Source organism: Paenibacillus sp. 598K (genome assembly GCF_003851045.1).
Classification (GTDB): Bacteria; Bacillota; Bacilli; order Paenibacillales; family Paenibacillaceae; genus Paenibacillus_D.
In genome coordinates, this window is record NZ_BFBX01000167.1 from 1 (window position 1) to 26,482 (window position 26,482).

A 26,482-nucleotide genomic window follows, 5' to 3' on the forward strand; every position below is an offset into this window, starting at 1 on the left:
CGCAGGGGGCGGAAAGGCGGCCTAAGATGCCCCTGAGCGGGTCTGCAAACACGCCCTAGGAAGGGCCTACGCAGTCGGAAGGAGACATACGGATGAAGGCAATCATATCCCATAAGGGACATATACGGCTGGCGGAGGTCGAAAAGCCGTCGCTGGAGGACGGATTCGTCCTCGTGGAGACGGAGTGTACGGCGATCAGCCCGGGCACCGAGCTGATGATGAACGGCCTGTATCGCAATGATCCGGTCGTGCTCGGCTACAGCGCGTCCGGCATCATCCGCGAGGTCGGTCGGGGGATGGAGGACTGGCGCGTCGGTCAGCGCGTCGCTTGTTACGGTGCGCCCTATGCGCGGCACGCGGAGTGGCTGCACATGCCGCGCCATCTGATCGTGCCTGTGCCCGAGCAGGTGAGCAGCATCGAAGCGTCGACGGTCGGGCTGGGAGCGATCGCCATCCACGCGTTGCGGCAGGCGGGGCTGCAATTCGGCGAGACGCTGATGCTGATCGGCGCTGGCATCCTCGGCCAGCTGATCGCGCAGATCGGGCGCAGCTCCGGGCTGCGGGTCGTCGTCTACGATCTGCTGCCGGAGCGCTGCGAGATGGCTCGTCGTCTCGGCATCCGCCATACAGCAGCCGATCCGGGAGAGGCGGGGCGGCTGCTGGCAGAGGTGTCGGAGGACAACGGCGCCGACGCGGTCATCATCTGCGCCAGCAGCAAGAACGGCGAGCTGATCGACCAGTCGCTGCGCTGGCTGCGGGACTGCGGCAAGGTGCTGCTCGTCGGCGACATCAAGCCGGAGTTCTCGCGCGATCTGATGTTCACCAAGGAAGCGCAGGTGCTCATCTCGCGCGCTGGCGGCCCCGGACGCTACGACGAGAGCTACGAGCGCGAAGGCATAGACTATCCGTACGGCTATGTGCGCTGGACGGAGGGTCGCAACATGGGCGAGTACATCCGTCTGATCGCGGAGGGCGATCTGGTCGTTCAGCCGCTGATCAGCGATGTGCTGCCTGCCGAGCAATGCGAGGCGGCGTTCCGCCGCTATGCGGAAGCGCCGGCTAGCCTGCTCGGCACGGTGCTGCTGTACGGGGCGGCGGCCGAATCCGCGGCGAGCGTGGCAGCGACTGCCGGCGCAACGGACGAGCGAGCCGCAGGAGCGAAGAGCGACGAGGAAGAGCGCGGTACGTCGGCGAGAGGAGCGGCGGCAGAGGACGGCGGCGGTACATCGGCGGGAGAAGCGGCGGCAGAGGACAACCGCGATGCATCGGCGAGAGGAGCGACGGTCCGGGCTGTCCGGGGGATGAGCGATGGCCATGCATAGCCTCGGCGAGCCGCTGAGCGGGCTGGCGGTGTGGGCCTCGGCTTGCGTGACCGACAGTGCGGGAGCGCGCATCTACGCCGTCTCTTCGGGAGCGCCGTGCATGCTCCATATCCTCGATCCGCTGGCTGGCGAGTGCGTGGCGAGCCTGCCGCTGGTCGGCTCGGATCATAGCTGGGGCGTCGTCGCCGCTCCCAGCGGCGTCTATATCGGCGGCAGCGGCGTGTTGTACCGCTACTCGGAGGCGGGAGGCGTCGAGCATCTCGGGGAGATCATCCCCGGCGAGACGTATACGTGGCGTCTCGCCGCCGACGAGACGGGGATGGTCTATGGCGGCATCTATCCCGGCGGCAAGGTGTTCCGCTATGACCCTGCACGCGGCGAATTCCGAGATTACGGAGCGATCGTGCAGGGCGAGCAATATGCCCGCGCGATGGCAGCTGACGGAGGCATCCTCTACGTCGGGGCGGGTACCCGCTCGCCGCATCTGGTCGCACTCGATACGACCACCGGCGACAAGCGGGAGCTCCCGCTGCCGCCCGGCTGCGAGGATGATCAGCTCGTCTACGACGTCGATATTGCCGATGGCAAGCTATATGCCCGCTTGACGCCCTCGAACCGGCTGTTGATCTATGATCTGGCCAGCGAGGCTTGGACGGCGAGTATGGACGGGTGCAGCGGACTAAGCGTCTCGCCGCCGGACGCGCAGGGCTGCGTCTACTTCGTCAAGGACGGGCGGCTGCAGCGCTATGATGCGGCGACAGGGCGGCTGCAGGCTACGGCATTGCCGATGCCGGAGCCGGCGGGTGACTACGGCTGGCTGCACGGTCACCGTCTGAACCCGGCGGGCGCATGCCTGGTCGGCGTCTATCGCAGCGGCAGCTATTGGGTCTATGATCCGGAGCAGGACGTCTATGAGGTGTGCGAGCTGGAGCTGCCGGGACAGCCGGTGATGCTGCAGTCGATGACGGCTGGCCCGGACGAGGCGATCTATGTCGGCGGTTATTTCGCGGGCGGGCTGGCGCGCTATGACGCGGGAGCCGATTCGTTGCAGGCATGGCGGGGCATCGGCCAGACCGAGGGCATGCTCGCAGGCGGCGGATTGCTCTATCTGGGCGTGTATCCCAAGGCGTTGATCTATTCGTACGACCCGGCGCTGCCGTGGGAGAGCGAGGTTAACCCGAGGCTGTTGTTCTCGTTGCAGGGAGAAGAGCAAGACCGTCCGTTTGTGATGGCCTGGGCTGGCGATCGGCTGGCGATCGGCACGGTGCCTGCTTATGGGAGGCATGGCGGCGCGATCACGCTCTATGATCCGAAGACGGGCGCGCGCGAGACGCATCGGCATCTGCTACCCTGCCAGAGCGTGGTCGCGCTGGCGGTGCAGGGGACGACGCTCTACGCAGGCGGCTCGGCATGGGGCGGGCTCGGCGTCGCTCCCGAAGCAACGGAGGCGGAGCTGCTCTGCTGGGATGCCGACGCCAGGCTAGAGGTATGGCGCGTCGTGCCTGTGCCCGGCGCGCGGGCGATCTCGGCACTTGCTGTCGATGGCGAGGGACAGGTGTGGGGACTCACCGGCGGTCTGCTGTTCGCGGTCGACCGGCGCGACGGGCGGACGCTGCGACGCATCGAGATCGAAGCGCGGGACTGGACGACGGTGCCGCACTTCTGGCGAGGCGGCGACGAGCTGATCTATCGTCCCGACGGGCTGTATGGCGTCTCCGAGGGGCGGTTGTTTCATTATAATCCGGACGAGGCGGAGCTGACGATCCTTGCTCGGGGCGTCAGGCTGCTGGCGTCGGATGCTTCCGGCGCGTTGTATACGGCGAGAGGGACAGAGCTGCACCGGGTCGAGCCGTTGAGTGCCAAGGAAGGCGGGTGACAAGCGTTGAAGTTGTTTTATCTGTACAAGTATGGCGTGCTGGGCGGCTGTACGACACAGCTGGCCAATCGGCTGAAGTTCCTCCGAGAGTCGGCCGAGCCGCACTTTGGCTTCATGGGGGACTATGGCGGTCTGAGCGCGTTCGAGGGGTATCCGCATACGGCGATCCTGCCGACGGAGGAGGCGATCCGCGAATACATCGCTGCTGGTTCGTTCGATGCCCTCCTCACGATCGACACCTATGAGCTGTACGAGGCGCTGGCGGGGTTAGACTACGAAGGGGCCGTCATCCACGAGGTGCATACGACCTACGAGGCGCCGCTGCGCCGTCTGCAGGCCGAGTGGCCGTCGCTGCCGACGCGGCATGTGCTGACGCCTTCCTATTATATGAAGCGATATCTCGAGGACATCGGCATCCCGCTGGCGCATCAGGTGGACAATTGCCTCGATACGGAGTTGTTCCGCTATGAGACGTCTGGCGACTCGCCGGTCGCAGCCCGACCAGGCGAGCGACTCATATTGTGGGTAGGCAAGCTCGATGATCACAAAAACTGGCAGGCCTTCATGCAGCTCGCCGAACGGCTGCGGCAGGAGCGCGGCGAGCTGCGCTTCGTCCTCGCCGGAGGTCATACGGCGCCTGACGAGGTCAAGCGACGGTTGCTGGCCAAGCAGCGCGAGCTGGGAGAGGATACGCTCGTCTGGCTGCCGTCCATCGATTACAAGTCGATGAGCCGGCTCTACTCGGAGACCGCGCGCAGCGGCGGGCTGTATGTCAGCACGACCACCAACGAGTCGTTCGGGATGACGGTGCTCGAGGCGATGGCTTGCCGCTGCCCGGTCGTCGCTCCGGCGGTGGGCGCGCTGCCGGAGCTGCTGGGCGATGACCGGCGCGCCGGGCTCTATACGGGCGGCGATCTCGACGGCTGTGCGGCTGCTGTCGCTCGTCTATTGGCTGACGATGCGCTGCGCGAGCAGGTGGCCGAATCGGGCGAGAGGCTGGCGCGAGAGCGATACAGCATTGCGAGCGTCGGCCGCTCCTATATGCCGCTTCTGGAGCGGCTGATCTACCGCCATTAACCAAGATTGCTCGATGATCAAGGCGCAATAAGAAGATCGCCGACTGCTGGCTTGTCCACGCAGTTGGCGATCTTTTTGGCGAATGCCTACTTCATTACATCTCCTACATATAGCAACGCCGTTGCGAATTGGGGCAAGAACAATCTAGTACCACGATTCTGATCTACTGTTACTATTGCCATTGCATGGTCTCGCGTCTGAGACTCACTCCGTTCGCGATACACCACGCGTGGCCTGCGTTTAAGCAATCCTAAAGCGATCCCTGTCATCGCGCAACTGCAAAAATACCTTTATTTATACCCCAAAGTGGGTGCAAACGAAATTTTAATGCAAAAGTGCAGTTATTTTTGAAAAACGGCACATGAGGAGAGAATTTCACTCCGATTAAGTGCGAATTTGCATTTATTTACCTGATTCTGCCCCATTTCGTCACAAATAAAGGCATTTTTGCATTTATCTCTATTCGGCCTTTGTCCCCGGATTACGAAAGCTTCTGCTGTTAGATCATCAATCAATCCGCGGACAACAGCGATCAGAAGCCCCCTCTCCTCGTAACGCAGATCGGAACGTTACCCGTTAACCCTGTAATCGCAGCAATCACGTACTACCCTTATCTTCCAATAGAGAGATATAATAGGGTTCGATGGGGCGCTGTTTCTTCGAGGCGTACCAATGGGAAGCAATCATGCCCGTGGTGCCTGCAAGCGACCTTAAGGAGAGGAGTGATAGCATGTCAAGACTGCAAAACAGCTGGCGCAAGTTCACTGTCGTCGCGATGACAGCAAGCGTCATGCTGACAGGCTGCAGCGGAGCAAAGATCGATAACGAGGTATCTTCCCGACTGCTGAAGTCAGCGAAGACGATGCCCGAGGGCGTGCATGATCAATTATTGGCAGAGGCGGCAACGACCGAAGAGGAGATGGCCAGACTTTGGGCGCGCTATGGTTATGAGGACGAGCTGCCACGGGTCGACTTCGATGAGCAGGAGGTCCACTTCTTTGGACTAGTCGAATCGGGCAGCTGTCCGTTGAAATACGAGGGACTCGGGATGGAGGGCGAAGGCGAGACGCTGATCCTCCATCTCAGTCTCGGCAGCAGCGCTTGCACGGACGACGCGACCCCGCGCTCGTATGTGGTTCGTCTTGACAAGACAATCGGGGAGCGCATCGAGCTGGTCGGCGCCGTCGAATGGCGCAAGTCCAAGCCGTTCCAGACACGAGCCGAGGTGCCGCTGCAGCGCGGAGTCTAGTCTCTGCGGATGATCTGATCGCGGCGCGGCCCTACGGAGATATGGGTAACGACGACGCCGATCAGCGCTTCGATGAACTCGACATACCGCTGAGCCGCTGCAGGCAGCTCGTCGAAGCTTCGAGCATCGGCAAGCTCTGTCCGCCAGCCGTCGAGGTACTCGTAGCGCGGCTGCGCCTGCTCCAGACGGGCGCTCACCGGGAACTGCTCCGTCACCGTACCGTCCGCCAGCTCATAAGCGGTGCAGACCGGGATGCGGTCGAGGTAGCTGAGCACGTCGAGGTTGGTCAGCGCGACCTGGGTAGCGCCCTGGATCTTGCAGCCGTAGCGCGTCGCTACCGCATCGAACCAGCCGACTCTGCGCGGCCTGCCAGTGACGGCCCCGTACTCCCCGGCATCGCCGCCGCGTCGTCTCAGCTCTTCGGCCTCCGCGCCCGCCAGCTCGACGACGAACGGGCCTGCCCCGACGCAGCTGGAGTAAGCCTTGACCACGGCGAGGATGTCGGTCACAGCGTAAGGCGGCAGTCCGGCCCCGACCGGAGCGAAGCCTGCCAGTGTCGAGGATGAGGTCGAGAAGGGATAGATGCCGTGGTCCGGGTCGCGGAGCGCGCCGAGCTGACTCTCCAGCAGGATCGTCGCTCCGCTCTGCTGCGCTTCGTGCAGCAGGGCGGTCGTATCGCGGAGATAAGGACGCAACTGCTCCCCCCATGTCATCAGCTCCGGCACCAGGCGGTCGGCCGAGAGCGGCTCTTGGCCGTAGAGCTGCTCGAGCAGGACGTTCTTGCTCTCGAGCGCCTGCTCGAGGCGCTGCAGCAGCCGGCGCTCGTCGTACAGGTCAGCGGCTTGGATGCCCAGCTTGGCGTATTTGTCCGCGTAGAATGGCGCGATGCCGCGGCGCGTCGAGCCAAAGCTGCGGTCGCCGAGCCGTTCCTCCTCCAGGCGGTCGAACAGCCGATGATACGGCAGCACGACCTGCGCCCGCTCGGCGATGGACAGCCGTGGCGCAGGGACCCCGCGCTCCTGCAGCGTCTGCAGCTCCCTCGTCAACGTCTCGACATCGAGCGCGACCCCGGGACCGATCACATTGTGCACCTCGGGGCGGAAGACGCCCGAGGGCAGCATTTGCAGCGCAAACTTGCCATAATCGTTAATGATCGTGTGCCCCGCATTGCTTCCCCCTTGATATCGCACGACATAAGCGGCTTGCGCCGCCAGGACGTCCGTCATTTTACCCTTGCCTTCATCGCCCCAGTTGGCGCCGACGATTACCGTTACCGACATGCTGGACCCTCCCGAACTTGAATTTCCTTACAGCGTTTATTATATTGGGGTTGTGGTTATTCGTAAAATGACGTTTCGTAATGCTGGGTATAAAGAGAGGTAATGACAGAGATGCATAATATGGAATGGTACCGGGTATTCTACTGGACGGCGAAGCTGGGAAGTCTGACGCAGGCGGCTGGACAACTGAACATTACGCAGCCAGCAGTCAGCCATACGCTGAAGCATCTGGAAGCCTCGCTTGGCTCGACGCTGTTCGTGCGTACGACGCGCGGCGTCACCCTGACGAGCGACGGCGAGGCGCTATACCATTATGTCGATCAGGCGATGCGATTCATCGAGATGGGGGAGAAGACGATGGCCGATCGTCAGGATCTACTAACGGGCGAGGTCCGGATCGGCGCGAGCGACTCGCTCTGCGCGCACTATCTGCTGCCGGTGCTGGAGACGTTCAATCGGCAATATCCAGGCGTGCGAATTCGGGTGACTAACCGGACATCGCCGGAGACGATTGCTCTGCTAAAGGCCGGCTCGATCGACTTTGGCATCGTGCATCTGCCAGCCGAGGACGAGAGCGTCGCGTTCGTCAAGGCTGCGAAGCAACAGGATGTGCTGGTCGGAGGTCCGAGGTATGCGGAGCTTGCGGCTCGTCCATTGGCAGTCCGGCAGCTCGTCGACTGGCCGCTATTGATGCTGGAGCAGGGGGCGAGCTCGCGCAGCTATCTGGATGCCTATGCTCGCGGACATGGCGTCGAGCTGAAGCCCGAGATCGAGCTGGGCAGCGTCGAGCTGTTGTCGAGCTTCGCCCGGAGCGGATTCGGGCTGGCTGTGATCGTCAAGGATTATGTGCGAGCGGAGCTGGCTGCCGGCTCGCTGGTCGAGATCCCGCTCGATCCGCCGATACCTGCTCGTCACATCGGGATCGCGACGTTGCGCCATCTGCCGCTGCCGGCGGCTGCGCGTCATCTGAGCGAGCAGTTATTGGCTGCGGCAGATGGCGAGGAAGATTGGATTTGAATGGGCCGGACTGATAGAATGTAAGCTGTAAGCGTCGTCACTCACTAACTAGGATAGGAATGGAGCGGGTATCTATGAAAGCAGCAGTGATCTATGGTGCTAAGGATGTGCGGATCGAGGATATCCAGGAGCCGGCGATCAAGCCGGGATATGTCAAAGTAAAGGTCGCCTGGGCAGGCATCTGCGGCAGCGACTTGCACGCCTACCATCATGGCATGGGCATCTCGATGACGCCGCATCCCGTCAGCAATCGTCAGGTCCCGCTGACGCTTGGCCACGAGTTCGCGGGTACCGTCGTTGAAGCGGGGGAGGGCGTTGCGGATCTGGCCGTGGGCGATCGGGTCGCCATCGAGCCGCTGATCTACGCCGACAACGATTATTATGCCAAGCTGGGCAAATACAATCTGTCGAACACATTTGGCTTCCTCGGCTTGAACGATGACGGCGGCTTCGCGGAGTATGCCGTCGTGCGTGCCTCCCAGGCGCACAAGCTGCCTGATGCGGTCTCGCTGGAGGAAGGGGCGCTCGTCGAGCCGACGGCCGTGACGCTGCAAGCGGTCAAGGCGAGCGATCTTAAGGCCGGACAGTCAGTCATCGTCTTCGGAGCGGGGCCGATCGGCCTGCTGACGATCATCAGTGCCAAGGCTGCTGGAGCTGCCGATATTATCGCCGTCGACATCTCGCCTGAGCGACTCGAGAAGGCGCGCGAAGCCGGAGCCAGCCTGACGATCAATAGCGCCGAAGCCAATGTGGAGGAGCAGGTATTCGCACAATTCCCCAATGGCGTCGATGTCGCTTATGAGGCGGCAGGCGTACAGGCGACCTTCAGCAGCGCGCTCAACGTGCTCAAGAAGGGCGGTCAGTTGATGGTTATCGCAGCCTATGGACAACCTGTCACGCTGGACGTGAACCAATTGCTGATCGGCGAGCTCAAAGTTACCGCATCGCTCGCTTATCGTCACGTCTTCCCCGAGGTTATCGCGATGATTGCTTCCGGACGACTAAATGTCGAGCCTGTCATCACCAAGAAGATCGAGCTGCCTAGGCTCGTCGAGGATGGACTGGAGCTGCTGCTGAGAGACAAGAGTCAGGCCAAAATTTTGGTGGAGCTGTAACTAAATCGAGCCATAGTGCTAGCCGCCTGTTCGCGAGAGCAGGCGGTTTGTTCACGCTAATTAAAGCAAGGGAGTGATCCGAATAAGTGATCCGAATATGTTGAACGAGCAAGTCGCAATCGTTACGGGGGCGTCGCGGGGCATCGGAAGGCAAGTGGCGATTCAATTGGCGCAGTCAGGCGCCAAAGTAGTCGTTAATTACGCCTCCAACCCATCGAAGGCGGAAGAGGTTGTCAAAGCCATTGAGGAATTTGGCGGCACAGCGATCCCCGTTCAAGGCGACGTAAGCAAACCGACCGAGGTCTGACATCGCGAATGCCATCGAGCTGCTGGTCAGTGACAAAGCTCGCTGGATCACAGGGCAGACGATTCGCGTCAATGGCGGTTTCAATTAATCCACGACCGTTTCGGGAAACCAGGGGATGCCCTGGTTTTTTGTTTTTTTTGCTTAAGGTCATTTTAGTTTCAATCAACTAAAACGATAACTTCATTTTAATTGACTGATTGACTAAATCGTGATAGTTTTATAATACAGGAAAGGGTTTTCATTTAGTATTAGGCTTTTCATATTTAATCGAACAAGCTTTTATTATTACATATTGGAGGTTCGCGATGTCATCCAATCCGAAGCATTCCCGTACAGATCAAGGGCGCATGCCAACTACTGTCGAGCAGTGGGACTATATTGAGTTGACGCTGGAAGGAACGCAAGCGGGCAACCCGTTCACAGAGGTTACGCTCGCTGCCGAGTTTGTCTCGGATGCCGGGGAGCAGGTCGGGGCCTCCGGCTTTTACGATGGGGACGGAATCTACCGCATCCGTTTTATGCCGACGGTTCCGGGCGTATGGCGTTATCGGACGCGCAGCAGCGACAGCGAGCTGGACGGGATCGAGGGAGCCTTCACTTGCTTGCCTGCGAACGGGGACAATCATGGCCCGGTGCGAGTGCGGCATCAATATCACTTTGCCTATGCGGACGGCACGCCGTATCGCCCGATCGGGACGACCTGCTATGCGTGGACCCATCAGGAGGAGGAGCTGCAGGAGGCTACGTTGGCGACGCTCCAGGATGGCCCGTTTAACAAGCTGCGGATGTGCGTATTTCCGAAATATTATCAATACAATACGAATGAGCCGTCCTATCATGCCTTCGAGGGATCGATGGAGGACGGGTGGGACTATGAGCGTTTCAACCCGCTTTTCTTCCGCCACCTGGAGCGACGGATCGCCGACCTGCGGGCGCTTGGCATCGAGGCCGACCTGATCCTGTTCCATCCGTATGACCGTTGGGGCTACGACAAGATGTCCGCCGAGACGGACGACCGCTACTTGCGGTATATTACGGCGCGTCTGAGCGCTTATCGCAATGTATGGTGGTCGCTGGCCAATGAATACGATCTGATGCGCGCCAAGACGACGGACGATTGGGAGCGCTTCGCCGAGGTCGTCACAAGCCATGATCCGTATGACCATCTGATCTCGATACACAACTGCATCCCATTCTATGACTATACCCGGCCATGGATCACCCACTGCAGCGTCCAGCGCGTCGATGCGTACCGGACCGCCGAGAATACGGACCAGTGGCGTCAGCAGTGGCGCAAGCCGATCGTTATCGATGAATGTGCTTATGAAGGCAATATCGACTGGGGCTGGGGCAACATTACCGGCGAGGAGATGGTGCGTCGCTTCTGGGAGGGCGCGGTGCGCGGCGGCTATGTCGGCCACGGCGAGACGTATCTGCATCCGCAGGACATCCTCTGGTGGTCCAAGGGCGGGCAGCTGCACGGCAGCAGTCCGGCGCGGATCGGCTTCCTGCGCACGATTCTGGAGGAAGGGCCGGAGCATGGGCTGAACCCGCTGCCGTCCGATTGGGATGTGCCCAGAGCAGGGATCGAAGGGGAGTATTACTTGTACTATTTTGGCTTCAACCAGCCAAGCTATCGCCACTTCAAGCTGGATCCCGGCGTCCGCTATCAGGTCGATGTGATCGATACGTGGGGGATGACGGTGCGGACACTCGACCAGACGTTTGAGGGCAACTTCCGCATCGATCTGCCTGGCAAGCAATATATGGCTGTTCGGTTGATTCGCGTCCGATAAATAAAAAACCGTCCTGTCGTTGAAACGGCGGAGACGGTTTTTTTGTTGACATTTAAGTTAACTTGAGTTAATTTATTTACTGGAGTTGATAAAATGATAAATGCAGATCTATCGTTGCGCGAAATTAAGAAGGCAAAAACCAAATTGGCTTTGTACGAGGCCGGCATGTCCTTGATCGGAGATCGTATGTTTCACGAAATTATGGTCGACGATATTTGTCGTCAAGCAGAGGTGTCCAAGGTGACATTCTTCAAGCTGTATCCCAAGAAGGAGGACCTGCTGATCTACTACATGCGGGTGTGGCTGACCGAGCAGATCATCGCGATCGACAGAGCAGGGCTGCGGGGGTTCGAGGTTGTGCGCCATCTGCTGCAGGGGGTAGCAAGGGAGTCGGCGCATCGGCCGGGGATGATGCCGAGTCTGATTTCCTTTCTGTCGGAGATGAAGATGCATCCGCGCATGCCGGAGCTTAGCGAAGCGGAGGTACGGCTGCTGTTTCCAGGACAGGAGGAGCAGGGCAGAGTCTCGCCTAACCTGTTCCTGGTCTTTCTGCATGCGATGCAAGAGGCCGAGCAAGAGGGGAAGCTGCGGACAGAGGTGACAGTCGATGAAGCGGTCAAGGTGTTGTTCACGATCTTCTACGGTTCGTTTTTGACGGCCCAGCAGTTCGCATCTGCGGATATCTATGGCTTTTACGAGCTGCATCTGCGACTAATCGAACGTTCATAAGGGAGGGGAAGGGGTATGGCAACAATCTATGCGGGCAGACATACCGCCCGGATCGACGGGTCGTTTGTCGTCTTCATCATCGGAATGCGGATCAACAAGCTCCGGGCGGTGCATCGCTGGCTGCCGGTGGCGACATCTATGAGTCCGATGATTCAAGAGTTATACAAGGATCCGGATCTGGGCTTGCTTCATGCAAGCTTTCATCTCAGCTGGCGCGGGGTTACGCTGGTCCAATATTGGCGGTCCATGGAGCAGCTGGAGCATTATGCCCGGCACGGACAGCGACATTTGAAGGCTTGGCGCAGCTTCCATCAGAAGCTGGATGCCAATCCCGCTGTCGGTGTCTTTCACGAGTCTTATCTCGTCCCGGAGGGGAACTACGAGTGCGTCTATAACCATATGCCGGTCACCGGATTAGCGAAGGCAGGACACCATATGCCGGTGGGGGCGCGCACAGACTCGGCCCGGCAGCGTCTCGAGGCGAATTCGTCGCCTGACGAAGAACGGATGGGGTAACCCCCAGGTCAACATCATTAACGAAAGGAAGTGTAGAGATGAGCAAGGCCAAGCACTTTGTTTCTGCTGCGGCGATCGTCGTGAACGAGCATGAGGAGCTTCTGCTGATTAGAGGACCGGAGCGCGGCTGGGAGATGCCCGGCGGCGTCGTCGAGGAGGGAGAAGCGATGAGCAAGGCGGCGATCCGCGAGACGAAGGAGGAGTCCGGCGTCGATATCGAGATTGTACGCTTCTGCGGCATTTTTCAAAACGTCGAGGCTTCCATCTGCAATGCGCTATTCCTCGCCAAGCCGGTAGGCGGTTCGCCGATCCCGACGAGCGAGAGTTTGGAGAGCGGCTATTTCCCGATCCAGCAAGCTCTGGAGATGGTGACCTTCCTTAACTTCAGGCAACGGATCGAAGCCTGTCTGCAGATCGGAGAGACGCCGTTCTATGTCGAGTTCTAGCAAAAGATTCCCAATATACGGATAAGGCCAACTTAACAAATCGTCACCGATCTTTAAAATCTATTATATAATCTGCCCTCTCGAACAGCTATAATGGTAGAAACTTGGAATTTCTATCGGAGGCGATCCCTTGCAAACCTTAACGTTAAAAGCCCCGTCGCAAGCCTTTGCGGACTTCAGCCGAAAGGCGGCGGCCGAGGGCGCTGTGCTGCTCCTCAATGAAGGCCAGGCGCTGCCCATCCGCACGAATGAAAGGGTGGCCGTGTTCGGCCGCTCGCAGATCGACTACTATCGCAGCGGCACAGGGTCCGGCGGCAGTGTCAATGTACCTTATACGACCAACCTGCTGAACGGCTTGCGCGCCAAGCGCAATCTCCATGTCGACGAGCAGTTGGCCGCTGTCTATGAAGCATGGATCAAGGAGCATCCGTTCGACAACGGCGGAGGCGGCTGGGCGGCCGAGCCATGGCATCAGCAGGAGATGCCGCTCGGCGAAGCCATAGTCCGGGATGCAGCGGAGCGCGCGGACAAGGCGATCGTGGTCATCGGCCGCACGGCTGGCGAGGACCAGGACAATGCAGGCAAGCCCGGCAGCTACCTGCTGACCGAGGCGGAGCTGGCGATGCTGCAGGCGGTGACGGGCAGCTTCCGTCAGACGATCGTCGTCCTCAACGTATCCAACATTATCGACATGAGCTGGGTGGCCGATGCGAGCCATGCCCATCCGATCCAGGCGGTCATCTATGCCTGGCAGGGCGGGATGGAGGGCGGCAATGCAATCGCCGATCTGCTGGCGGGCGATGCCGTGCCGAGCGGCAAGCTGACCGACACGATCGCTTATGCGCTGGAGGATTATCCGGCCTCCGGCAACTATGGCAGCGAGACGCGTAATGTGTACCAGGAGGACATCTACGTCGGCTACCGCTACTTTGAGACGTTCTGTCCCGATAAGGTACAGTACCCGTTTGGCTACGGGTTGTCGTACACCTCGTTCGTCGTCGAGCCGGAGGAGGCTCGGATCGTCCGGGAGGATGGTCAGGAGTTCATCGAGATTGGCGCGGCGGTGACCAATACAGGCGAGGTGTACGCCGGCCGAGAAGTCGTGCAGGTATACGTCGAAGCGCCGCAAGGCAAGCTGGGCAAGCCGGCTCGCTCGCTCGCGGGCTTTGCGAAAACGCGTGAGCTGCAGCCCGGCGAGTCGCAGCGGGTGACGGTGCGATTCCCGGTAGCCTCGCTGGCATCGTACGACGATGGCGGCTATACCGGCCATCGCTCCGCCTATGTGCTCGAGGCCGGGGTGTATCGGCTCTACGTCGGCAATAGCGTCCGCGCAGCGGCTCATGTAGCTGTAGAGGGACAGGAAGGATATACGCTTGCGGAGCTTCAGGTGGTCCGGCAGCTGGACGAGGCGTTGGCGCCGATCGAGGCGTTCACGCGGATCGTGCCTGGAGCGCGCCGCGAGGACGGCACGTATGAGCTGACTTATGCGGAGGTGCCGTTGCGGCAGGTGTCGATGGCCGATCGGATCCGCGCAGGGATGCCGCAGGAGCTGACGCCGACCGGAGATCGGGGATACAAGCTCCAGGATGTGCGCGAGGGTCGGACAAGTCTGGAGAGCTTCGTCGCCCAGCTCGGCGATGAGGATCTGGCCGCGCTGGTGCGCGGCGAGGGGATGAGCAGCCCGCTCGTGACGCCAGGCACGGCTTCGGCGTTCGGCGGCGTGACGGAGCAGCTGCAGTATTATGGCGTGCCGATCGCTTGTACAGCAGACGGTCCATCAGGGATTCGGATGGATAGCGGCCACCTGGCGACCCAGGTGCCGATCGGCACGCTGCTGGCGGCGAGCTGGGATGTCGAGCTGATCGAGGCGCTCTACGTGATGGAAGGCCAGGAGCTGCTCGACTGCCAGATCGATGCGCTGCTTGGCCCGGGCATGAACATTCGTCGCCATCCGCTTAATGGACGCAACTTCGAATACTTCTCCGAGGACCCGCTCATCACCGGTGTGATGGCAAGCGCTTCGGTGCGCGGCATTATGAGAGGCGGCTCCAATGCCACGCTGAAGCACTATGCCTGCAACAACCAGGAGCACCAACGCCACTTCGTCGATGCTGTCGTCTCCGAGCGGGCGGTGCGTGAGATCTATCTGAAGGGCTTCGAGCTCGCGGTCAAGGACGGCGGCGCCAACTGCATCATGACGGCTTACAACCCGATCAACGGGCACTGGTCGGCCTCCAATTACGATCTGAACACGACGATCCTGCGCGGCGAATGGGGCTTCACCGGCATCGTCATGACGGACTGGTGGGCCAAGATGAACGATCCGGTGCTCGGCGGTCAGCATGATGAGCGGAACACGGCAGCGATGGTGCGGGCTCAGAACGATCTGTACATGGTCGTGCAAAACTACGGTGCCCAGTTCAACGTCATGGACGACAACACGATCGCCGGACTGGCGAGCGGGGCGGTGACGCGGGCCGAGCTGCAGCGCGCGGCGATGAACATCTGCCGCTTCATCCTGGCGGCGCCGGTATCTGCCCGCGAGCCGCGCACCGAGGAGCAAGCGCCGTTGTTCAAGGCAGTCCAGTCGGCTGCAGCTGCCACTGTAGCCGACGTGCAGACATTGGCGGACGAAGGCCAAGTACGGGCATCGGTATCCGCGCCTGTGTACGTTCAGGTCGACGAAGCCGGGACGTATCGGATCGTCGTCAAGGTGATGTCGGCAGGACTCCGCTGGGCGCAATGCGCGTGCAATGTGTATCTGAACGGCGAGCTGCTGACGACCATCCAGACGAGCGGCACCGAGGGGCGCTGGATCCAGCAGCGTCTCGGCAAGGTCGTACTGGAGCCTGGACTCTACGAGCTGCGTCTCGACGTCGTCAAGCCGGGCCTCGAGCTCGAGTGGATCGCGTTCAAGGCGCAAGGATAAGCAAGCTATCAAGCTATGTACAAGGCCCGGGGCGCAGCCTCGGGCTTTGCTGTCTCTGAATGCAAAGTATAGTCGGAAAAGTGAATGGGAGGCGGAGCCCAGACGGCGGTATAATTGGTGTATACGTAATGGATGAGAAGAGAGGGAACCTGATTTGAGGAAACCGATGATCGGCGTATTGCCGTTATATGACGCTGCCAGAGACAGCTACTGGATGCTGCCCGGCTATATGCAAGCAATCGAGGCGGCCGGGGGGATCCCGGTCATGCTGCCGATGGCGTCAGATAGCTCCGATATCGCCAGACTGGCTGACAGCTTCGACGGCTTCCTGTTCACGGGCGGTCACGATGTCGATCCCCGTCTGTATGGCGAAGCGGCTGACTCTGCATGCGGGGAGCGGTGCGAGGCGAGGGACCAGCTGGAGCATGCCCTCTTCGAGCATGTGATGAAGCGCGATATCCCGGCGTTGGGCATCTGCCGGGGACTGCAGCTCTTCAATGTGCTGCTCGGCGGGACGCTCTATCAGGATCTCCCGACCCAGCGCGATAGCGCGATAGGTCATCAGCAGACGCCTCCCTATGCCCGACCGATGCATGAGGTGGAGCTGAGCGCGGATAGTCTGCTCACGGGCATCCTGGGCCGTACCAGACTTGCCGTCAACAGCTATCACCATCAGGGCATCAAGGAGCTGGCTCCGCGTCTGCGAGCGGCAGCAGTTGCCGACGACGGACTGATCGAAGCGGTCGATCTGCCGGGCCATCGTTGTCTGTTCGCCGTCCAGTGGCACCCGGAGTTCAGCTATGCGACCGATCCGGCCAGTCTGGCGCTTTTTCGCTACTTTATCTCTGTCTGTTCCCAATCTTATGGAGCGTATGATTGATAATTGCATCTTGCCAGGCCAATGATTGATCGCAGCTATCCAGGCGCTGCGGTCTTTTTGTCATTCTTAGTTCCCGCTTGAACTCTGTATAAATGCATAAGAAATTATAGATTTCCCTGCTATGGTCGGGCCGTTATTCCTTCTACAATGAACCTATCGTTTAAACGGTTGGCACAGGAGGAATGATAATTATGTTCGCTGCATCAAAACCAAAGCGGGGCTCGCGGGCTCTCAATCTCGGCGCCATCAAGGATAGCTATTGGGGATATCTGTTCATCTCTCCCTGGCTGATCGGACTGCTGGCGCTCACCTTGTGGCCTATGCTGCAATCCATCTACTTGTCCTTGACCAACTATCATCTGCTGGAGACGCCCCACTGGATCGGGCTCGGCAACTACCAGGAGATCCTGACCCAGGACAAGACGTTCACGCAGGCGCTGAAGGTGACGTTTACGTACGTCCTGTTCTCGGTCCCGCTCAAGCTCGCCTTTGCGCTGCTCGTCGCGATGCTGCTGTTCCAGTCGATCCGGGGCATGTCGATGTTCCGGGCGATCTTCTACCTGCCCTCGCTGATCGGCGGCAGCGTAGCGATCGCTGCGATCTGGCGCAACCTGTTCGGCCTCGACGGCGCGATCAATCGGGTGTTGTCCTGGTTCGGCGTCATCCCGGTAGACTGGATCAACCAGCCGAGCACGGCACTGTCCACGCTGATCGCGCTCTCGATCTGGCAGTTCGGCTCGGCGATGGTCATCTTCCTGGCGGGGCTCAAGCAGATCCCGCGCGATCTGTACGAGGCGGCCTCGGTCGATGGCGCGGGCAAGGTGCGGATCTTCTTCAAGATGACGCTGCCGCTGCTGACGCCGATGATCCTGTTCAATCTGATCATGCAGACGATCAACAGCTTTCAGATGTTCACCCAAGCCTTCGTCGTCACGAAGGGCGGGCCGATCGATTCGACGCTCGTCTATGCGCTGTATCTATATGAGAAGGCGTTCGTTTTCTTCGACATGGGGTATGCGAGCGCGCTCGCATGGATACTGCTGCTCATGATCGCAGCGCTGACCGTGCTGCTGTTTGCGACCTCGAGACGGTGGGTGCATTATGAAAACTAGCGGCAAAGCTTATGGTCAAGAGAGGAGTTTGAGAGCGATGCGTGGAATTTCAATGAACGAGAAAATACAGCTCGGGTGGCGCTACCTGGTGCTTGCCCTCGGCAGTCTGCTCATGATCTATCCGATCCTGTGGCTGGCGGGCAGCTCGGTCAAGTCCAACGATGCGATGACGAGTATGCGATTGTTCCCCGAGACCTGGCGCTGGGCCAACTTTGCCGATGGCTGGCAAGCGATTCCCGGCTTTACGTTCGGCCACTTTTTCTTCAATTCCTTTTTCATCGCTGGCGTCTCCGTCATCGGCACCGTGCTCTCGAGCGCGATTGTCGCCTTCGGGTTTGCGCGGATTGTGTTCCCGCTGCGCTCGTTCTGGTTTGCGATTCTCATGCTGACGCTGATGCTGCCGACGCAGGTGACGCTGGTGCCGCAGTACATTTTGTTTCAATCGTTTGATTGGATCGGCACGTCGCTGCCGATTATCGTGCCGCATTTTTTGGCGGTCAGCCCATTCTTCGTCTTCCTGCTCATCCAGTTCATCCGGGGCATCCCAAGGGATCTCGATGAGTCGGCCAAGATCGACGGCTGCTCGATGGTCGGCATCGCCTTCCGGATCGTCCTGCCGCTCTGCGTGCCTGCACTGGTGACGACGGCGCTGTTCTGCTTCATCTGGACATGGGACGACTTCCTCGCCCAGATGCTATACTTGACCGATACAGCCAAGTATACGGTGCCGCTGGCGCTGCGGCTGTTCCTGGACAACTCCTCGGCCGTCACCTGGGGCGCGATGTATGCGATGGCGTTGTTGTCGATTGTTCCTTGTTTTTTGCTCTTTGCCTTTGCCCAGAGATACTTCGTCGAAGGAATTGCTACCACGGGAATCAAGTAAGGCAGGAGGCTGCGATGAAAAATCCGTTCAAAAAATATTCCTTGCCCGTCACGCTCTTCATCTCCTTCATCGCCATATCCGCTGTCCTGATCGCGCTGCTCGGCGCGACCAGTTACTATATTACTACCCGAGAGGTCGTCGATGAGACGATCTCTTCCCGCGTTCTGCTGCTCGGCGAGATCAACAAGCAGATCGATTACCAGCTCCAGGCCATCGAGTACGACGCGCTTGTCGTCGCGAGCAATCCGACGATCCGGCAGTATCTGGAGGAGCCGGAGCAGTCCTTTGACCGGATTCGCCAAAATGACGAGGTGATCGATCTGCTGAGCCGCTACAGCTATGTGAAGCATGCGATCCACTCGGTCCAGCTCTATGCGAACAACAGCACCGGCAACGTCTATCGCGGCGCCAACGGCATCTTCTCCCGCGCCTTCATCGACCATTCGCCGACCTATCCCGAGATCGAGCATACGGACGCGGCCTGGCTCGGCACGCATGCGCTGGAGGTCGGCGACTACCTGTCGATGCCGGAGCCCGTCATCTCGTATTATCGCAAGGTATGGTCGGCTTCGGGCAAGGAGCTGGGCATCCTCGTCTTCAATATGAAGCTCGCCTCGATGAACGAGCTGATCTCCGCCGATGCCGTCGACGGCAGCCGCTATGTCGTCGACGCCCGCCAGCGACTGATCGTCGAGGCGCATCCTGCGGGTGCAGAGGCGCCGGATTATGAGACGATCCGGAGTGATCTGGCCACCACGCTGCAGGATCGCTCCGTCGACCATCGGGTGACGGTGCATGAGGATGGCAAGCAGCTGCTCATCTGGCGCGAGCAGCCGCGCACCCAGTGGGTCGTCATGGACCGCATCCCGTGGGATCGCATCACCGAGGGCAGCCGCCAGATCCAGCAGACGATCGTACTCACCATCGTGCTGTGCGTGCTGCTGGCGATCGGCATGGCCTGGCTGTTGGCCGGACAGTTCGCCGTGCCGATCCGCCGGCTCGTGCGCGTCATGGCCAAGCTGAAGGGCGGCAAGATGGACAGCCGGGTGGCCAATGAATACGAGAATGAATTCGGCTACCTGAACCAGCACTTCAACACGATGGCGGACGAGATCGAGGGTCTGATCCGGCAAGTAAACTTGGAGAACCAGCAGAAGCGTGAGGCCGAGCTGAAGGTGCTGCAGGAGCAGATGAACCCGCATTTCCTGTACAATACGCTCGATACGATGAACTGGCATGCCATCTCGATCGGCGCGACCGAGATCAGCCATATGCTCTCATTGCTCGGCAAGATGATGCGCATCGGCCTCTCCAGCGGCAAGGCATTCATCACAGTGGCGGCGGAGGCGGAGCATCTGGGCTGTTATGTCGAGCTGCAGAAGATCCGCTGCAAGGGCAGGATCGACTTCCGCATCGACATCGACGAGTCGCTGCAGCCTTATGCGATCCCGAAGATTACACTGCAGCCGCTGGTGGAGAATGCGATCATCCACGGCTTTCACTCGCGCCGCGAGGGGCGTATCGTCATCACCGGGCGGCAGCAGGGCGAGCTGATGAAGCTGTCGGTGCAGGACAACGGCTACGGCTTCTCTCCGGACAATCGGCGCGACTCCTCGTCGCAGCATGGCTTGCATAATGTGCGCGAGCGGATACGGCTCTATTATGGCCCGCAGTACGGGCTCGATATCCAGAGCGAGCCGAATGTATCGACGGTCGTGACGCTGACCCTGCCGCTCGTCAGGGAGTCGGGCGACGACAGACGTCTACAGGAAGGAGAGGAGAGCGACCATGATTAGGGCGATCATCATCGACGACGATCTGACGACGCTGGACGGGCTGAGCGCATCGGTACCGTGGCAGCGATACAATATTGAGCTATGCGGGACGGGCTGCAACGGCAGGGAGGGACTGGAGCTGATCGAGCGCCATGCGCCTCAGCTCATCCTGACGGATATCTACATGCCGGTCATGGACGGCATCGAGATGCTCCGCCAGCTGCGGGCGGACGGCAATGAGGCCGAGGTCATCATCCTGAGCGGCTACGAGGACTTCAAGTATGCCCAGTCTGCGGTCAAGCTGCGCGTCGCCGACTATCTGTCCAAGCCCGCCTCGCTTATGGAGATCGAAGCGGTGCTGGCGTCCGTCTCCGCCCGCATTCAGACCGTGCAACAGGACGCCGAGGCGGAGCAGGAGCTGCGAGAGCTGTGGGAGCTGCATCAGCCGATGACGCGCAAGCTGCTGCTCAAGGGGATGCTGGAGAGTCATTTTACCCAATCGCCATTTTTCGAGAAGGCTTGCCGCCAGCTCGGTCTCTCCTTCGAGGACCAGGTGTTCACCGTTGTCCTGCTCGAGTATGGCATCCCCCGCAGCCGTCCGCAGGTGAAGCGCAGCGATCTGGCGATCTACAGCTATGCGGTCGGCAATATGATCGAGGAAATGTCGCAGGCGAGCAAGGAGGTGCTGCTGGCCGACCTCGCTCCCCATATGGTAGCGCTAATCGTCTGCATGCCTCGCCATCTGCGGCCGAGCACGCTGCTGCAGCGGGTCAAGTATGTCATCGGGCAATATACCGAGCAGATCAAGACCTATCTTAAGCTGGAGGTGTGGGCGGCTGCGAGCCAGCCTGTGTACAGCATCCATGAGCTGGCGGCGGCGTATGCCAAGACGGTCGATCTGATCGCCGGCCGCAAATATATCGACCGGTACTGGCTCACCGACGAGGCCAAGGACGACGCAGCGAGCGGAGCCGCCTCTATGGAGCTGCCACGGCTGACGGAGGACTACCAGCGTCTGGTGCGGCATCTGGTCGACGGCCAGCTCGAGCTGGCGGAGCGGCAGGTGGAGGAGCTCGGACGCAGTCTGGGGCAGCATGAAGGGCTGACCGTACAGAGCCTCAGGAATGCTATCGTCGAACTGATCGGGATGCTGACCGTGGCGCTGTACGAAAAGGGCATCCAGCTCGAGGATATCCCGATGCCGACGCACTGGCACGAGGATCTGGAGCGCATCCACCATGTGCACGATTACCTCGACTATGTCGGCGAGCTGACGACGAGCGCCGGAGCGGCGCTTGCCGCGCGCGGGCGGCACAAGCATCAGAAGACGGTCGATTTCATGAAGCGTTATGTTCAGGAGCACTACAGCGAGGAGCTGACGCTCGACGATATCGCCGAGAAGGTGTATCTGACGCGCAATTATCTCTCGCAGCTGTTCAAGGAAGTGACGGGAGAAAACTACAACAGCTATATTACGCGCGTCCGAATGGAGAAGGCCAAGGAGATGATGCTCTCCGGCAAGTACAAGCTCTATGAGGTGGCGATCCGGGTCGGCTACAAAAACAACGCCTATTTCAGCCAGCAATTCAAGAAGTATACGGGGAAGTCGCCGTCCGAATATAGTTAGCGGCAGTGGAGTTTCTGTAAAATACGAATACTTTTTGTAGATTTGTCTGCTATTCATGCCCCCCTGTTTTCTTTACATTATAGCTAGCAAGACAAACCTCAAGAGGAGTGGTGGATGTGAGCAGACAAAAGGTCTTCTCGATGAGACAAGCCAAGGGGGTCCTCTCCGCTGCCTTGATCGCGGCGATGCTGGCCGGGTGCGGCAGCAACACGGGGGGCAATGCGCCATCCCAGGGGACAGATACAGGAGAAGGAGCGAACAAGCCGGCCGGGCAAGAGCAAGTCGAGCTGCGCTTCGCCTGGTGGGGCAGTCAGGGCCGTCATGATCGGACGCTGCAGGCGATCGAGCGGTTCCAGACCAAATATCCGCAGATCAAGGTCGTGCCGGAATACTCCTCCTGGGACGGCTACTGGGAGAAGCTGTCGACCCAGGTCGCAGCCAAAAACGCGCCGGACGTCATGCAGATGAGTATCCTCTACATCAAGGAGTACTCCGAGCGCAACGTCCTGAACGATCTGAATCCGTATGTCGGCAGCGCGCTGTCGATCGATCAGCTCAACCCGGATGTGATCGCCAACCAGGGAACGGTCGCAGGCAAGCTGACCGGCATCCCGGCCGCCGACAACGCCTCGGTCATGCTGATCAACAAGGAGATGTTCAAGCAAGCGGGCATCGAGCCGCCGGCTATCGATTCGACGTGGGAGGAGCTGTTCGCCAAGTCGGGCGAGCTGCGGGCCAAGCTTGGCGATGTGTACGGCGTATTCGACGCTTCCTCGTCGCTGGAAGCATTCATGTATTATCTGTTCTCCAAGGGCGATCAGCTGTATAGCGGCAATGAGCTAGGCTACAACGACGACAATCTGAAGTCCTGGCTGGAGATGTGGGCGCAGGCGCGCGCCGACGGACTCGCGACGCCGGCCAATGTGACGACGGCGGCGCTGCCGCTCAGCAATGCCGATCCGAACAAGGATGCGCTGCTGAAGGGGCAAGTAGCGATGTATGGCCCGACATGGGTGGCGGCGTTCCCTGCTTATGAGAGCGTCATGACCGAAAATGTCGACCTGATCGCCTACCCGCATGCGGAGAAGACCGGCAGCGTGCTGCAGACGGCGATGTTCTTCTCGGCGGCGTCCCAGTCCAAGCATCCCGAGGAAGCGGCGATGCTCATCGACTTCCTGGTCAACAGCGAGGAGGCGGCCGATGTGCTCGAGACGGAGCGCGGCTTGCCGGAGAACAAGCAGATCCGCACCTTCCTCGAGCCGAAGTATACCGACCGCGACAAGAAGATGATCGCGATGCTCGAGCATGTGACCGCCAGCGAGCCATCGCTGTACGATGCCGGTCCGAAGGGCGCGGGCGAGGTGACGGCGTTGTTCGAGCAGGTCGTGCAAAAGCATCAATTCGGCGTAGCGACGACAGACGAGGTCGTGGCCGAGTTCCGGACAGAAGCAAACAAGATTTTTGCCAAAAACAATAATTAATGAGGGACAAAACTATGACGATGCAATATGGGATCATCGGCTGCCAGCATGCACATATCGAGATCTTCATGGAGGAGATGGGACGGCTCGGCCATCGCTGCGCCGGCATCTACGAGTCAGGCGATCGGGGGCTCGCCGAGCGAATCGCCGAGACCTATGGCTGCCCGGTCCTCGATACCGTGGATCGCCTGCTGGCGCCGGACATCGCGATCATCGGCAGCTCGGCGATCAACAGCGAGAAGATCGCGATCATCGAGCTGTGCGAGCAGCATGGCAAGTCGATCATGGTCGACAAGCCGGCGATCGTCAATGCCGGAGGTCTGGAGCGGCTGCGCGCAGTAATCGATCGCGGCCGGATCGAGGTCGGCATGCTGCTGACAGAGCGGTATCATCCCGCGATCTACACGCTAAAGCAGCTGATCGACGCCGGCGAGCTGGGCGAGCTCGTGACGATCGGCATGCGCAAGCCGCATCGCTTGAATGCCGCTTCGCGGCCGGACTGGTTTTTTGACAAAGCGCTCTGCGGGGGCATCCTCATCGATCTGCTGATCCATGACTATGACCTGCTGCACTGGCTGATGGGCGCAGACGTCGAAGCGAGCGCCGGCGTCGTCGGCAAGAGCGTGCTGCCGGAGCATCCGACATTCTACAACACGGTCCAGGTGCAAGCGACGCTCAGCGACGGACGGGTCGCCCAGCTCTATGCAGACTGGCATACGCCGGAGCAGAGCTGGACGTGGGGCGACGGCCGGATCTTCGTAACCGGGACGCGCGGCTTCGCCGAGCTGCGGCTGAGCGGCGAGCCTGGCACGGATGGAGCGCCGTTGCTGCTGCTGGTCAGCGATGTGCGGAGCTGGGGACCGGTGGAGCTGCAGTTGCCGCCGGTATCGATCACCCAAGACTTCATGCGGCGGTGTGCGGGCGAAGAGGGGCAACTGACGCACCAGGACATCCTCGCGGCCCATGAAGCGGTCGTCCAGGCCGATCGCGAGGTACGATATGTAGATACCGCAGGCGAGGGAGGGGAGCGCCGATGACGGTCGGATCTGTAATCGACCAGACCAATCGCACGGTCCGATTCGCCATCGTCGGCTGCGGCGTCATCGCCGACATCCATGCGCAGGGCATCGTCGCCAATGAGGAGACGTCGCTGGTCGCCGTATGCGATCATATGACGGAGCGAGGCGAAGCCTTCGCCCAGCGGTATGGCGCGCGCTTCTACGTTAGCTATGAGGAGATGCTGGCCGACCCTGCGATCGACGTCGTCAGCATCTGCACGCCGAGCGGCCTGCACCACGAGCAGACGATGGCGGCGGCCCGCGCTGGCAAGCATGTGCTCTGCGAGAAGCCGATCGGCATCGACCGGGACAGCGTCGCCGAGATGATCGCTGTCTGTCGCGAGCAGGGCGTGCTGCTATCGACGGTATTCCCCAGACGGGTGTCGCCGGCGGCACAGTATCTGCGTGAGCAGATCGCCAAGGGCGCGCTCGGCCGCATCACGCTCGTCGAGGCCAATATGAAGATCTCTCGTAGCCAGGCCTATTACGACAGCGCCGGCTGGCGTGGCACTTGGTCGATGGACGGCGGCGGCGCGATGATGAACCAGGGCATTCACTGGATCGACCTGCTGCAATGGCTCGTCGGCGGCGTCTCGAGCGTCTATGGACGCGCGGCGGCGCTGCAGCGCGACATCGAGGTCGAGGATACGGCAGTGGCGGTACTCGGTCTGCGCAGCGGCGGCATGGGCACGATGGTGATGACGACTACCGCCAGCCCCGAGCAGCCGCAGCGCATCGAGATCCAGGGCGAGCACGGCTCGGCGATTCTGACCGAGGATACGATTACTCGGCTGCATATCCGCGGCGAGGATGTGCAGGTGCCGGCCTTCGAGCCGTTCCAGGTGCTGCCGGACGGACATCGCCTGCTCATCCGCGATATGGCGCTGGCCGTGCTGGAGCGGCGCTCGCCGGGCATCACCGGCGAAGACGGCGTCCAGGCGCTGGAGCTGATCTGGGCAACCTACGAGTCGTCGCGGACCGGCCGGACGATCGAGCTCGTTTGACGGGGGAAGTTGGTGTCCTGAAGTAAGCTTGGCAGTGGGAAGGTTTAAGAAGCCAGTTTGGACTGGTTTCTTAAACCTTCCTTTTTGTTTCATTCCAGCATCATCGTTTTTAACAAAAAACCATGATTTAAGCTAAAGACGGTTTTCGGCGGCCAATCTTATAATAGGCATATAAAAAACGCGGTCAAATGAAAGCGCTACCCGGAAGGGGATAACCAAGTGAAATCGCGGGGAGGTGAGGCCATTTCGAGTATAGGAAGTACGTCTGTTGGTACCGACTCCATCCCGCAAAGTCCTGGATAACCATGCGCGGGTTTATACGTTCGGGCTTGATAAAAAATGTGCGAGGAGAGATACGATGAACCGTAAAAAATGGAAACTTACGATTGCAGTACTAGCCGTATCCGTCTTATTGTTGACGGCCTGCCAGCAGAAGCCGGGATTCATGATGTCCAGCAACATTAAGGATAATCCACATTTGGATAACGAGCAGCGATCGGTCGTGAATGCCGCAGGTACAACTGTTGGTGTGGTTAATGGTGTCTACAATGTGGAGGAATGCGGCGCAGACGGCTCCGACACTATCGATGACCGTGCAGCCATTCAGACCTGTATTAACCAGGCGCAGAGCAATGGCGGCGGAACGGTTTATTTTCCAAGTGGCACGTATTATGTGAATGGAAGTTTGAGTATTACCGTAGGCAAAATGGTACTCGCCGGCATGAACAACGCCGATACAACGATTGTGGGTACGAATGGTGCAGCCAATCTGCTGGTTGTGCAAGACAGCACCGGCAATGTCGTCAACCACACGACAATTCGAGACCTTGGCTTTCAATATTCAGAAGATAACGCTAGCGGGATTCTGATGGAATTCAACAATGTGTGGAGAACCTACTTGAAGGATATAATGTTCGGCAATAGTGGGGCCTATTATCGGATGGGCGGGGGGGTTAAGGTGATTGGGCTGTCTCTTATACACATCTCCGAGCCCACGAGACGG

22 protein-coding genes and 1 pseudogene are annotated in these 26,482 nt (G+C 60.0%); 22 read left to right on the plus strand and 1 reads right to left on the minus strand.

Annotated features, from left to right (window positions below):
• Positions 1 to 92: 92 nt before the first annotated feature.
• The 4 genes from PA598K_RS33000 (at position 93) to PA598K_RS33015 (ending at position 5,524) form a co-directional block, all read left to right on the plus strand.
• Positions 93 to 1,322: a zinc-dependent alcohol dehydrogenase gene (locus PA598K_RS33000; protein WP_260405736.1), complete on the plus strand. Its 1,230-nt coding sequence runs from the start codon at positions 93 to 95 to the stop codon at positions 1,320 to 1,322.
• Positions 1,309 to 3,198: a PQQ-binding-like beta-propeller repeat protein gene (locus tag PA598K_RS33005; RefSeq protein ID WP_128660996.1), complete on the plus strand. Its 1,890-nt coding sequence runs from the start codon at positions 1,309 to 1,311 to the stop codon at positions 3,196 to 3,198. Before PA598K_RS33000 ends, PA598K_RS33005 begins: the two co-directional genes overlap by 14 nt.
• 6 nt (positions 3,199 to 3,204) lie before the next feature.
• Positions 3,205 to 4,275, plus strand: coding sequence for a glycosyltransferase family 4 protein (locus PA598K_RS33010; RefSeq protein WP_128660997.1), 1,071 nt, complete (start codon positions 3,205 to 3,207; stop codon positions 4,273 to 4,275).
• A gap of 730 nt (positions 4,276 to 5,005) precedes the next feature.
• Positions 5,006 to 5,524, plus strand: coding sequence for a hypothetical protein (locus PA598K_RS33015; RefSeq protein WP_128660998.1), 519 nt, complete (start codon positions 5,006 to 5,008; stop codon positions 5,522 to 5,524).
• On the opposite strand, the gene PA598K_RS33020 is transcribed toward PA598K_RS33015, so the two are convergent.
• Complete coding sequence (locus PA598K_RS33020) at positions 5,521 to 6,804, minus strand: adenylosuccinate synthase (RefSeq protein ID WP_128660999.1); 1,284 nt, start codon at positions 6,802 to 6,804, stop codon at positions 5,521 to 5,523. The two genes, PA598K_RS33015 and PA598K_RS33020, sit on opposite strands and share 4 nt — an antisense overlap.
• 102 nt (positions 6,805 to 6,906) lie before the next feature.
• Between PA598K_RS33020 and PA598K_RS33025 the strand changes: the two genes are divergently transcribed.
• The 18 genes and pseudogenes from PA598K_RS33025 to PA598K_RS33110 form a co-directional block, all read left to right on the plus strand.
• Positions 6,907 to 7,821, plus strand: coding sequence for a LysR family transcriptional regulator (locus tag PA598K_RS33025; protein ID WP_260405737.1), 915 nt, complete (start codon positions 6,907 to 6,909; stop codon positions 7,819 to 7,821).
• Between the two features lie 74 nt (positions 7,822 to 7,895).
• Positions 7,896 to 8,936 carry a 2,3-butanediol dehydrogenase gene (locus PA598K_RS33030; RefSeq protein WP_185602376.1) on the plus strand — a complete coding sequence of 347 codons (1,041 nt, stop codon included), beginning with the start codon at positions 7,896 to 7,898 and terminating at the stop codon, positions 8,934 to 8,936.
• A 97-nt stretch (positions 8,937 to 9,033) separates the two neighbouring features.
• Positions 9,034 to 9,240, plus strand: a pseudogene (locus tag PA598K_RS33035) (SDR family NAD(P)-dependent oxidoreductase); the annotation flags it as partial.
• Between the two features lie 25 nt (positions 9,241 to 9,265).
• Positions 9,266 to 9,331 carry a hypothetical protein gene (locus PA598K_RS33040; RefSeq protein ID WP_260405739.1) on the plus strand — a complete coding sequence of 22 codons (66 nt, stop codon included), beginning with the start codon at positions 9,266 to 9,268 and terminating at the stop codon, positions 9,329 to 9,331.
• Positions 9,332 to 9,548: 217 nt separating this feature from the next.
• Positions 9,549 to 11,039 (plus strand): DUF5605 domain-containing protein, encoded by a 1,491-nt coding sequence (locus PA598K_RS33045; protein ID WP_128661002.1) that lies wholly within the window; start codon positions 9,549 to 9,551, stop codon positions 11,037 to 11,039.
• A 93-nt stretch (positions 11,040 to 11,132) separates the two neighbouring features.
• Positions 11,133 to 11,768, plus strand: a complete 636-nt coding sequence (locus PA598K_RS33050; RefSeq protein ID WP_128661003.1) for a TetR/AcrR family transcriptional regulator — start codon at positions 11,133 to 11,135, stop codon at positions 11,766 to 11,768.
• 15 nt (positions 11,769 to 11,783) lie between these two features.
• A complete protein-coding gene (locus tag PA598K_RS33055) occupies positions 11,784 to 12,284 on the plus strand; it encodes a DUF4188 domain-containing protein (protein WP_128661004.1) in 501 nt (166 codons plus the stop codon).
• Between the two features lie 38 nt (positions 12,285 to 12,322).
• The gene (locus PA598K_RS33060; protein WP_128661005.1) at positions 12,323 to 12,730 is read left to right on the plus strand and encodes an NUDIX hydrolase; all 408 of its coding nucleotides are present in this window, start codon (positions 12,323 to 12,325) and stop codon (positions 12,728 to 12,730) included.
• A 130-nt stretch (positions 12,731 to 12,860) separates the two neighbouring features.
• Entirely contained in the window at positions 12,861 to 15,659 is a 2,799-nt protein-coding gene (locus PA598K_RS33065) for a glycoside hydrolase family 3 C-terminal domain-containing protein (protein ID WP_128661006.1), read from the plus strand.
• Between the two features lie 154 nt (positions 15,660 to 15,813).
• Positions 15,814 to 16,539 (plus strand): gamma-glutamyl-gamma-aminobutyrate hydrolase family protein, encoded by a 726-nt coding sequence (locus tag PA598K_RS33070; RefSeq protein ID WP_128661007.1) that lies wholly within the window; start codon positions 15,814 to 15,816, stop codon positions 16,537 to 16,539.
• 191 nt (positions 16,540 to 16,730) lie between these two features.
• Positions 16,731 to 17,651, plus strand: a complete 921-nt coding sequence (locus PA598K_RS33075) for a carbohydrate ABC transporter permease (protein WP_128661008.1) — start codon at positions 16,731 to 16,733, stop codon at positions 17,649 to 17,651.
• Positions 17,652 to 17,688: 37 nt separating this feature from the next.
• Complete coding sequence (locus PA598K_RS33080; RefSeq protein ID WP_260405738.1) at positions 17,689 to 18,534, plus strand: carbohydrate ABC transporter permease; 846 nt, start codon at positions 17,689 to 17,691, stop codon at positions 18,532 to 18,534.
• A gap of 14 nt (positions 18,535 to 18,548) precedes the next feature.
• Positions 18,549 to 20,330 carry a cache domain-containing sensor histidine kinase gene (locus tag PA598K_RS33085; protein ID WP_128661009.1) on the plus strand — a complete coding sequence of 594 codons (1,782 nt, stop codon included), beginning with the start codon at positions 18,549 to 18,551 and terminating at the stop codon, positions 20,328 to 20,330.
• A complete protein-coding gene (locus PA598K_RS33090) occupies positions 20,323 to 21,936 on the plus strand; it encodes a helix-turn-helix domain-containing protein (protein ID WP_128661010.1) in 1,614 nt (537 codons plus the stop codon). The genes PA598K_RS33085 and PA598K_RS33090 overlap by 8 nt, the downstream gene beginning before the upstream one ends.
• 116 nt (positions 21,937 to 22,052) lie before the next feature.
• The gene (locus PA598K_RS33095; RefSeq protein ID WP_128661011.1) at positions 22,053 to 23,417 is read left to right on the plus strand and encodes an ABC transporter substrate-binding protein; all 1,365 of its coding nucleotides are present in this window, start codon (positions 22,053 to 22,055) and stop codon (positions 23,415 to 23,417) included.
• Between the two features lie 14 nt (positions 23,418 to 23,431).
• Entirely contained in the window at positions 23,432 to 24,454 is a 1,023-nt protein-coding gene (locus PA598K_RS33100) for a Gfo/Idh/MocA family protein (protein WP_128661012.1), read from the plus strand.
• The gene (locus PA598K_RS33105) at positions 24,451 to 25,479 is read left to right on the plus strand and encodes a Gfo/Idh/MocA family protein (RefSeq protein WP_128661013.1); all 1,029 of its coding nucleotides are present in this window, start codon (positions 24,451 to 24,453) and stop codon (positions 25,477 to 25,479) included. Before PA598K_RS33100 ends, PA598K_RS33105 begins: the two co-directional genes overlap by 4 nt.
• A gap of 358 nt (positions 25,480 to 25,837) precedes the next feature.
• Positions 25,838 to 26,482: glycoside hydrolase family 55 protein (locus PA598K_RS33110; RefSeq protein WP_221414200.1), on the plus strand; the 645-nt coding region annotated here is incomplete at its 3' end.

Excerpts from the sequence above, each read along its gene's own strand:
- PA598K_RS33000 (WP_260405736.1), top strand. The coding sequence starts at position 93 with ATGAAGGCAATCATATCCCATAAGGGACATATACGGCTGGCGGAGGTC.
- PA598K_RS33005 (WP_128660996.1), top strand. The coding sequence starts at position 1,309 with ATGGCCATGCATAGCCTCGGCGAGCCGCTGAGCGGGCTGGCGGTGTGG.
- PA598K_RS33015 (WP_128660998.1), top strand. The coding sequence starts at position 5,006 with ATGTCAAGACTGCAAAACAGCTGGCGCAAGTTCACTGTCGTCGCGATG.
- PA598K_RS33020 (WP_128660999.1), bottom strand. The coding sequence starts at position 6,804 with ATGTCGGTAACGGTAATCGTCGGCGCCAACTGGGGCGATGAAGGCAAG.
- PA598K_RS33025 (WP_260405737.1), top strand. The coding sequence starts at position 6,907 with ATGACAGAGATGCATAATATGGAATGGTACCGGGTATTCTACTGGACG.
- PA598K_RS33030 (WP_185602376.1), top strand. The coding sequence starts at position 7,896 with ATGAAAGCAGCAGTGATCTATGGTGCTAAGGATGTGCGGATCGAGGAT.
- PA598K_RS33045 (WP_128661002.1), top strand. The coding sequence starts at position 9,549 with ATGTCATCCAATCCGAAGCATTCCCGTACAGATCAAGGGCGCATGCCA.
- PA598K_RS33050 (WP_128661003.1), top strand. The coding sequence starts at position 11,133 with ATGATAAATGCAGATCTATCGTTGCGCGAAATTAAGAAGGCAAAAACC.
- PA598K_RS33055 (WP_128661004.1), top strand. The coding sequence starts at position 11,784 with ATGGCAACAATCTATGCGGGCAGACATACCGCCCGGATCGACGGGTCG.
- PA598K_RS33060 (WP_128661005.1), top strand. The coding sequence starts at position 12,323 with ATGAGCAAGGCCAAGCACTTTGTTTCTGCTGCGGCGATCGTCGTGAAC.
- PA598K_RS33075 (WP_128661008.1), top strand. The coding sequence starts at position 16,731 with ATGTTCGCTGCATCAAAACCAAAGCGGGGCTCGCGGGCTCTCAATCTC.
- PA598K_RS33080 (WP_260405738.1), top strand. The coding sequence starts at position 17,689 with ATGCGTGGAATTTCAATGAACGAGAAAATACAGCTCGGGTGGCGCTAC.
- PA598K_RS33085 (WP_128661009.1), top strand. The coding sequence starts at position 18,549 with ATGAAAAATCCGTTCAAAAAATATTCCTTGCCCGTCACGCTCTTCATC.
- PA598K_RS33090 (WP_128661010.1), top strand. The coding sequence starts at position 20,323 with ATGATTAGGGCGATCATCATCGACGACGATCTGACGACGCTGGACGGG.
- PA598K_RS33100 (WP_128661012.1), top strand. The coding sequence starts at position 23,432 with ATGACGATGCAATATGGGATCATCGGCTGCCAGCATGCACATATCGAG.
- PA598K_RS33105 (WP_128661013.1), top strand. The coding sequence starts at position 24,451 with ATGACGGTCGGATCTGTAATCGACCAGACCAATCGCACGGTCCGATTC.